This window comes from Snuella lapsa (assembly GCF_039539345.1).
Lineage (GTDB): Bacteria > Bacteroidota > Bacteroidia > Flavobacteriales > Flavobacteriaceae > Snuella > Snuella lapsa.
In genome coordinates, this window is record NZ_BAABCY010000075.1 from 1 (window position 1) to 9656 (window position 9656).

Genomic DNA, 9656 nt, shown 5'->3' on the forward strand with positions numbered 1-9656 from the left:
TGTAGTTGATTACCTCACCTACAGCACTATAAGTGTCCTGGGTCGGTGAGTCCTTAACTACTGCTATACTTGGATTTGGCAACAAATCAACAAAATTGTTACCTGAATCATATTCTCCAGCCACTAAAGAAACTGGAATTATATTGTCATTGGTGTTACCATTGTTTGTTTCACCATCATCTGCTCCGTCAACAATAGTATCGTCGTCACTAACAGAAATATACCCTACTGGGTCAGTCTCTTCAACTAAATATTCACCTGGGAGTAAATCTCCAAAATAATAACTTCCTGCCGGTTCATTAAAACCATCTCCATCAAGATCTGTAGTACCATCACTAGTTGTTGTTAAAACTACAACATCATCTCCATTTCCAAAAATACCATCAGGTCCGGCGTAAGTCAACTGAATCGTTTCACCAACAAGTGCCGTATCGCCAATTCCATCGCCATCAGAATCCGCAAGAACCTGCCCCGAAATACTACCAAGACATCCTGTTTGTATACATCCTGTTGTTGCCACCGATCCCACAGTTTCTCCTAAGGTATCTAACTGGCCATCAAACCCTACATCTCCTGTCCATAAAAATTGTATGGCCTCATCATCTGCCGCAACGGCCGAACCTCCTCCTCCAACGACATACTGTGTTGCAATACCTTTATCTCCATAGAAATAACCATCATCATTGGCAATCCCCGTACCAGCAGTTGTATGCTCGTTATCAAATATTAACGGGCTACATAGTTCTCCTGGTATAGGGTCAAGCAAAATGGTAAAGCACAAATCGAACACATGCGTTGGTACCCCATTTTGAATATCCAAATAATTTGATACGTTTGGCGTTATTGAAATACGTGGAAACCCTCCTGTATCTGTAGTAAAACCAAACTCATCTCCCACAGCTGGAAATGATTGATCTACCAAATCAACTGTGTATGTATTTTCAACACTTGAAATGGTCAAATTATTCATCAAAGCAGAATCATAAAAAAAGCGCAATGTAGTATAGGACAATTGGGTATTGCTAATATCGGACTGTACCATTATTGGGTAGCATACTTGCCCGGTAGCACAGTCTACGATTACGTCTCCTACACTCCAAGTAGTTGTAGCATTTTGCGCTTTCAAAATACCTCCGTTTCCTAAAACCGCTACAAAAAACAGTAAAGGCGTGAGAATCACTTTTACATTATTTGCAATAATTTTAAATAAATTTTTCATAATGTTATGGTTAGAAGTTTTTAATCTCTTTTTACCGATGTTACACTTGTATTTTCATTTTTCTCCCAAAGGTTAAAATCATTAGAGTTTATATCTCCATTCATATCATAATCTGGGATATGGTATATCGGGAACATGTTTTTGTTTAACGACCACATATTAAAATCATTTGAATTTATGTCGGTATCTTCACTACTTATGATTGCATCTCCTTGGTCACCATTTCCTGCAAACATTGCATAAACTCCTGTGGTTATTTGTTTTTGACCTACATAACCTATTCCAACAGGATCATTAATATAGGATTGTTGGTTTCTGAAATCGTAGGTTAATACACCATTTACAATTGGAACAGCCTGATGAGACATTACTATTAAATGGTTTCTATGCTCAATAACTACATAATAACTTTGGGTCTGGTCTAGTGTACAACACTCTTCTCCTACAAATTCCAAGTGCCCATCGTTATGCAGCAATGCAGCTTTTTTACAAAGAAATTCTGTACCATCTTCGGGGTTAGATCTAAATGAAACCAATACCCAATCTGTAACTGTTGAAGGGTATCCTGCGTCTCCACTAACCAAAACACCTCCTGAATCATACAACGGACCTTCCCCACCATCATAGCTCCAAGGATTTATATTATATGATTGATTTGTAGCTCCTAAAGCTGGTATATAATGCGTTCCAGTAAAGATACTACCTCCTGTTTGGCCTGGTAACAACCTAAGATCATTTAAAGAGGTTCTCATGGTAGTATTGTTGTAGACGTTTTGCCCTTGATCATCAACTAAACTACCTTCAAGATATACCCATAAGTCATACCCTACTTGTTCCATTACTGTTACCGTGGCTGTCGCGTCCGGACAATCCGGCGCGCCGCTTACCGTATAAGTATAGGTGCCTGCGCCTGCAAGAACCGGGCTCCACGTGCCGCCTGCATCAGGCGTACCGCCAAGAGAGGCAAAGAGTTCTGCTTCCGTTACCGTCTCACCCTCACAGATCTGTAATGTACCATTCGTACCGGCATCTGGGGCCGCTTGTTCGCTCACCGTCACCGTGGCTGTGGCATCAGGACAATCCGGTGCACCGCTTACCGTATAAGTGTAGGTGCCTGCGCCTGCAAGAACCGGGCTCCATGTTCCGCCTGCATCAGGCGTACCGCCTAGGGAGGCAAAGAGTTCGGCTTCCGTTACCGTCTCGCCCTCACATATCTGTAAGGTACCATTTGTACCTGCATCCTGATCACAGGTTACTACTGGACATGGAGTCAATGCCAGCGGACCTTCTACAGAAGCATGACCAAACCACCATGTATTGATTACATTATTTTCTCCATAACCAATGGTGTAAGAAGTCGTATTTCTATTCCAAATATGAGCAGGTTGAGTTTGACCCGATAATTCTACAAAAGGTGGATTTAATCCCATCCCTGGGGGATTTGTAGCTGGATTATTATCCATATCTATATTGGCATCATCGTCTCCAGAAGCATCGATATTTGTATCATCCCAATAATGATTACCCTGAAAATTGCCACTTATAGGATGCTCCAATGCTACGACAAAACCTGGATTATTATATTCTAAATCACTCTTCATAAAATGTACCTCCCCTTGATAGTAAGTAACTAAAATAGGAACAGAGCTATTCACATCTACTGCATTTCCGAGTCCATCTAGACCATCCCAAGGTATACAATGAGTTAATGGACCTCCATCAACAAATCTATATGTAAGAATTCTATCTGTAGTGCCATCCGTATATGCTTCATCTCCAAGATTAAAATCAAATAGAACCTGAATAAGGCCAGGCTCGCTAACTGTAACATCAACACAAAAATTTGACATAGCATCACAACTTATTGATTGATTCACAATACTTGGTGAGCCAATAATATCTCCTAAAACAGGCGCATCATAGCAGTTAGGATCAGGATCATTTACAAATATTTTAAAATCTGGGTTAGTTAAAATACTTCCATTTAAAGACCTTCTATCAAGTACTGGATCACCTGAAGTGCCAGGACCCGATCCATTAAATGCCAATTTAAAACCTAAACCTCTAAATCCAGAACCTGCAAAATCTATAGATTCAACAAAATTATCATCAGTTAAGACATATACTTTTCCTTCAAATGCTTTTGCAAAAAAATCTCCTGTACAACCAAAAGATGAATTACATGGCGTTCTCAATGCCCAATTCTGTGAATAAAGTCTACCAGGAATGACATTTCCAGCAACATTTGCAATGCTTATATCAAAATTTTTCAAAAATCCTCCTCCTAAAGTTGTTGACGTAAAAGTATTTGCATCAAACTCTATGCAATAAGTGCCAGCAGCTGTTGGATTAAAGACATATTGACTATTAGTTATATTATATCCTCCTGTCATCGTTCCGATATTTGGCCCATTTACCAGTTGATTATAATTGGTGCCATTTGCATTTCCAGAAGTTACTGCACCAGTATGAACCACCATACCAGATGAATTAACAATTCTAAAACTATATCCCGGACTTGTTCCTGTATTACCATCAGCATTCACCTCAAGCCCTAGTCCCAAATAGACTATTTCACTAGCATCCTTTACCTCAAAGCACAAACCTTGGGTTGTCCCATTAGTGCCATAATATGCAAAATCACTTGCAACGCCGGAAAATGAAGCTATGCTTAGTAGAACCAAGTCATTAACAGTAGGTGAAAGTTGAGGAGTTCCTTCTCCAAAGGCAGAAAAACTAAAGAGGAGCGTAAAACTGATACATGATAGGAATCTACTTATTTGCCGAAAGTTGGTAAAAAGTGTAATCATAATGATAATTTTAAATTTAATGGTCCTATAAAATTATATAGTAAAGAGTGTCCCTCACAGCAAAGTGCAAGTGGAAGCTTGTATAGAATCTGTATGTCCGAATAACTATATGTCATCCGTGGATTTAGCTTTTGTTTTCATTAATTCTTTTTAATGGAATAAATAACTCATCAAATAATACAAAAAATGATCTAATTTTTATGTTTTCCAAAACAAATGCGTCCGGAATCATCACCACCGGGGGTTTACCATTACCCGCAGACCCTGTCCAGCCCCCAGCGCCAGCCTCGAAATCCTCGGTCTGGATCGTTGGGTTCATGTAGGCGGTGCCCGGACCATACGTCACACCCTCCGGCAACAGATCGTTGACCACCAGATTGGTGGCGGTGGCGTCACCGTTGTTGGTCACATCTACCGTGTACTGGATCCTCTCGCCCACAACCGCGAAATCCACCGACGACGTCTTGGTGGCAGACAGCGACGCGGTCTGTAGGTTGTGTTTCCACCCGGGCACGGCGATTGAACGCACAGGGTTTGCCTCGGCAGTTATTTCCAGTTCCCAGTCGCCATCAATGCCAGTGATATCATCGGAAGCGGCTACAGAAACACCAAGAGCCGCCTCTAAATAAGCAACCGCTTGTTTTCCTTTTTCGCCTTTGGCGAAGTTGCAGCCGTAGATATTGATGTGATTGATTGCCGATTTTAGACCTTGAATTCTTGATTTAAGAAATCGTTCTATTTCGAATGAATTAAGCCAATCGCCGTTGATAAACAACTCACCCGGTTTTCCGTGGGAAAACACATGGTATGTAGAAACGTCTCCATTAGAACACTTAATCTCGTTTTGCAAAAATTCCTTATCATACAAACTCGAGTCTACATAAAATATTGTTTGTTCAGTTAAATTATTGTAAGAGCTATCCTTTAATTGTTCTGTATTGGTGATAGCATATATTTTTAGCGTGCAAGCCAATAACCATATAACAAATGTTAAACCATGAAATGGGTTTAATGTTATGGAAGATTTAAAGTAATTTTTTGCCATTTTTAATAATCCTAGTTTTTCAATTAAATAAAATTTAGACTAGTGTATAATCGCTTTATCAAATAATTTTATAATAGTTATTATTCTATTACTAATAATAACGAACCCATCTTGACTTTTTCTATTTCCTAAAAGATGACTTCAACTACAAAATACACTAATTAGTTTCTTTAGTTAGTTCATTTTATTTTATGCATGCATAATATATATACACTATCATAATGCACCTAGTAATTTATTGTGTCTTAAAAAATTTATAAAACGAATGAATAATGAAGTTGAAAAGTTATAATTAATCCCTTAAATTTAAATATCAACTAAAAATTCGTCAAATGCTATTAATTTCTAATAGTAATATACACCAAATTATAATATTTATATGTATTCAATTCATTTTTTTCGATTTCATGTTCATTTTTTTCGTTTATAAGATTTGCTTACAACAAATGTTACAAAACCTTGTTTATTAAATTTTTACAATAATAAATTCACTTCTTCTGTTAAGCTGATGCTCTACTTCACTACAGGTTGAATAATTATCTGGTTCGCACCCGCAATTGTTTACCAACTCATATTCACCATAGCCTTTAGCTGTTAAACGCTCTGGCTCAATTCCTTTTTCTATTAGATATTGTCTTGTGGATTTTGCTCTGTTATCGGACAATGTTTCATTATATTTATAACTTCCTCGACAATCTGTATGACTTCTAATATCGACTATCATAGTTGGGTATTCTGTCATAACCTCAAGAACTTTTTGCAATTCTACTGTTGCATCGTACCTAATATTATACTTATCAAAATCGAAATAAATAATAGGTATGTCCAAAACTTTTGCTAAATCGTCACCAACTTTAAGTTCATATTCATCTTTTTCCAGCAATAATTCTAGTTTAAGTTCTTGGCTTTTATTTGGGGTAGTAAAACGTTTTTCGTCTGGGGTGTAGGTTTCTTTCTCCGCTCTTACAAGGTATTCCGTTTCGCAATCTACACTAAAATTGAAATAAGCATCATCCCCAACTACTACTTCTTTAATTTTTTGACCCTGTTTGTCAAATAAAGTCACCATTGAATTTGGCAACAGTTCTAAATTGATTTTATCCTTTACCAAACCTTCAACTGTTTGTTTACATTCCGGAATGGTAAAGGTGTAAATATCATCGTCTCCTTTTCCGTTAGGTCTATTGGATGATATGAAGACCTGTTTGGTAGAAAGATTTTCGAAAAACCCGAAGTCGTCTTGTGGACTGTTAATTGGTTTTGCTAAATTTCCTTTTATAAGTTCGTTATTTTCTTGATAAAGTTTTTCAAAATCCCTAATAATGTAAATATCTAAACCACCAAGACCTGGATAGCCATCTGAAGAAAAATATAGATCTCCTTGATCGTTCATAAAAGGAAATGTTTCTTTACCTTCTGTATTAATTTCAGTACCTAAATTTCTTGGTTCACCAAGACTTCCGTCTTCATTTACATCTACCACATAAAGGTCTGCTTGACCAATTGTTCCTGGCATGTCAGATGCAAAATATAATCTTGTTCCATCTGGGTTTAAAGTTGGATGCGCTACACTATATTCATCACTATTAAAATGTATAGATTTAATATTGCCCCATTCTCCGGCATCATTGATTGTTGCTCTAAATAATTTTAATCGGTTAATATTGTTGTCATCTTTTCTATATTTCCCTTGATAATAATTGTTTCTTGTGAAATACACTCGTTTACCATCCTTGGTAAATGTAGGTGTAGATTCGTGAAATTTTGTATTTAAATTTGAATCAAAATTTGATACATTGGTAAAAGTGGTGTCTCCTTCTTTTTCTGCTGAATATAAATCTAAAAATGGCTGTTCATTCCATTTGTATTTTCTACCATTACCTCTTGAGGATGCAAAAACAATTTGATTGTTTAATTGAAAAGTTCCAAAATCTGAAGTTTCAGAATTAATACTTAAGTTATGTAAAACAATATCATCATTGGTATTGTTCTCAATGATTTTTAAATAATCTACATTGTTTATAAAAGCTTTTCCTCTGGAATCTTCTGTGTTTAGTTCATGAAATTTTTGCATCCATGCATCGGCTTCTTCATATCTTTCAATATATTTTAAAGCCTGTGCATAACGATAATATAACTCGGGATCAACTTCTTCATTTAAAGCCATTAATTCCCCATACCATTTGACTGCTTCTTCCATTTTATTATTAAAATAAAAGGAATTGGCCAATTTTTCGAAAAGGTTTACAGATTTATATCCCTTTTCGGCAACTCTCAACAATACATCACTGGTCTTTACATAAGCAAAGTTTTCATAATCATTTTCCATAGCTCTAACTCTTCCCTTCTGTGCATAGACAAATGAAGTGACAAAAACCAAAACAACTATATATATTATTTTTTTCATATCTGACATTTTAAAAGAATCTTGGAGATAACATTCTACGCTTTGATAATTCAAATCTCAATAATATCTCATGTGTGCCTAAGTTGTAATTGCCCAATTTTGTTGTTGTTAAATCATAGGAATAACCTATAAGTAAGTTGTCTGTAATTTGAAAGCCAACCAATGCACTTACCGAATCGTCCCATCTCCAAGCCAAACCTGCTGTGATTTTATCAATAATCAACAAGTTTGCTGAAACATCTGCAATAAGTGGTGCACCAGAAACTGCTTTTACCAAGAAAGCGGGTTTGAGCTTTAAGTTGTCACTTAAATAAAATACATAACCTCCAATCAAAAAATAATGCAACCTTTCTGCAGCAACTGATTGAACATAATCGTCATAATGCTCGGTAGTCATAAAATTAGGAACGGAAAAACCTAAGTACCATTTTCTGGAGTGTACATATATTCCTGCACCTATCATTGGTGCCCATAAATCTAAATTTTCTTCAAAAACTAAGTCAGGTTTTTGGAATTGTCCTTTGCTCCAATCAATACCTAAATGATGAACACCTGCCTTAATACCAAATGATAATTTAGTAAACCTATCATTAAATGGAATGGTATAGGACATATTTGCTTCTGCATACACTTCACTTGATGGTCCCAGTTTATCATTAATAATAGATAGACCCAAGCCTATTTTTTTATTTCTCAATGGACCATGAATTCCTAGAGTTTGAGTATCAGGAGCCCCTTCAATGCCAACCCATTGGGTGCGGTACAATGCTGTAACACTAAATACTTCCCTTTGGCCTGCATAAGCAGGATTCACACTCATGGTATTATACATATAGTGTGTATATTGAGGATCCTGTTGTGCATATTGATTTTGATACATGAACATTATCAAACCTAATATTATAATTTTATTAAAAACTTTCTGTGTCATTTTTAATTGTTATCTATTAATATATAACCAACCTACTTTTGAATTAGTTATACCATCCTTTTCATATGTAAAAATATAGTAGTAGGTTCCTACAGGTAATTTATCTGATTGATTTATAACAGCTCGTCCGTTTGAAGTTCCATCCCAATCATTGAGATAACCATTAGATTTATAAACTAAATTACCCCAACGGTTATAAACTTCTAAAGTATTATTTGGATAGTCTTCAATACATTGAATCACAAACGTATCATTTACTCCATCACCATTAGGACTAAACTCATTAAACACTGTTAAACAATCATCAGCTTCTAAGACTGTACCAATCGTTGCACTATCAGAGTTATTATTTGGATTCGAATCATTTTGATCAACCCCTATTAAAGTTGCTGTGTTCTCATAGTCAGTAACATTTAATACTTCAACTATTATAGACAATGTTTCCGCTTCACCTGAGAGTATCTCACTTATTGTCCATTGCCCTATTACATTATCAAAAGTTCCGCTTGTTGCTGTATAAGAAATATAATTATATCCTGAAGGCAATATTTCCTCAACAATAACATTTGTAGCGGAAAACGAACCATGGTTAGTAATGGTTATTGTAAACTCAACTTCATCTCCTATAGTAGCTTCATCTACATTTACATCTTTAGTTACTTCTAAATCCAGCTCACAACCATCAGGAATACCATTATTATTTGTATCAACCGCATCATCAAAGCCTGGACAAATATCTTGACAGTTTGGCACACCATCACCGTCATCGTCATCTACTAATGAATCTGTCACCGTCGGGTCGCTGTCGTCGCAGTCGATGTCCGCTGGCACGCCGTCGCAGTCCGCATCGTTCACGTTGGTGGTGGTGATGCCTTGGTTCTCCCACTGGCAGGTCGTATCGTTGAACACGTAGTTGTCCCAGCAGTTTACAGGCGTTGGCTCGGTTGGCTGAGTGCCCGTGTTATCCCACTGGCAGGTCGTATCGTTGAACACGTAGTTGTCCCAGCAGTTTACAGGCGTTGGCTCGGTTGGCTGAGTGCCCGTGTTATCCCACTGGCAGGTCGTATCGTTGAACACGTAGTTGTCCCAGCAGTTATCACTAGGTGGCACCGGCGGCTGAATACAAATATAGTACCCATCATTGCCCGCATCGGTATCTGCTCCCACAACTGTCGTCACGTGCGTCGGATCGTCTCCCTCGGTCTGCACATAGCCTGTAGGGTAATCCGGATCTGTCTCGTCCA

Annotated in this window: 6 protein-coding genes; all 6 read right to left on the reverse strand. The window is 37.2% G+C overall.

Translation table 11 applies throughout. The annotated features are described in order from the left end of the window. Positions 1-1219: hypothetical protein (locus ABD792_RS13580; RefSeq protein WP_345006789.1), on the reverse strand; the 1219-nt coding region annotated here is incomplete at its 3' end. A gap of 20 nt (positions 1220-1239) precedes the next feature. Further along, complete coding sequence (locus ABD792_RS13585; protein ID WP_345006790.1) at positions 1240-4029, reverse strand: hypothetical protein; 2790 nt, start codon at positions 4027-4029, stop codon at positions 1240-1242. 124 nt (positions 4030-4153) lie between these two features. Then, positions 4154-5074: a DUF4347 domain-containing protein gene (locus ABD792_RS13590; RefSeq protein ID WP_345006791.1), complete on the reverse strand. Its 921-nt coding sequence runs from the start codon at positions 5072-5074 to the stop codon at positions 4154-4156. A 466-nt stretch (positions 5075-5540) separates the two neighbouring features. Then, positions 5541-7481: an OmpA family protein gene (locus ABD792_RS13595; protein WP_345006792.1), complete on the reverse strand. Its 1941-nt coding sequence runs from the start codon at positions 7479-7481 to the stop codon at positions 5541-5543. Positions 7482-7491: 10 nt separating this feature from the next. Further along, positions 7492-8412 (reverse strand): PorP/SprF family type IX secretion system membrane protein, encoded by a 921-nt coding sequence (locus ABD792_RS13600; RefSeq protein WP_345006793.1) that lies wholly within the window; start codon positions 8410-8412, stop codon positions 7492-7494. A 9-nt stretch (positions 8413-8421) separates the two neighbouring features. Further along, on the reverse strand, positions 8422-9656 hold a 1235-nt coding region (locus tag ABD792_RS13605; protein ID WP_345006794.1), incomplete at its 5' end, for a T9SS type B sorting domain-containing protein.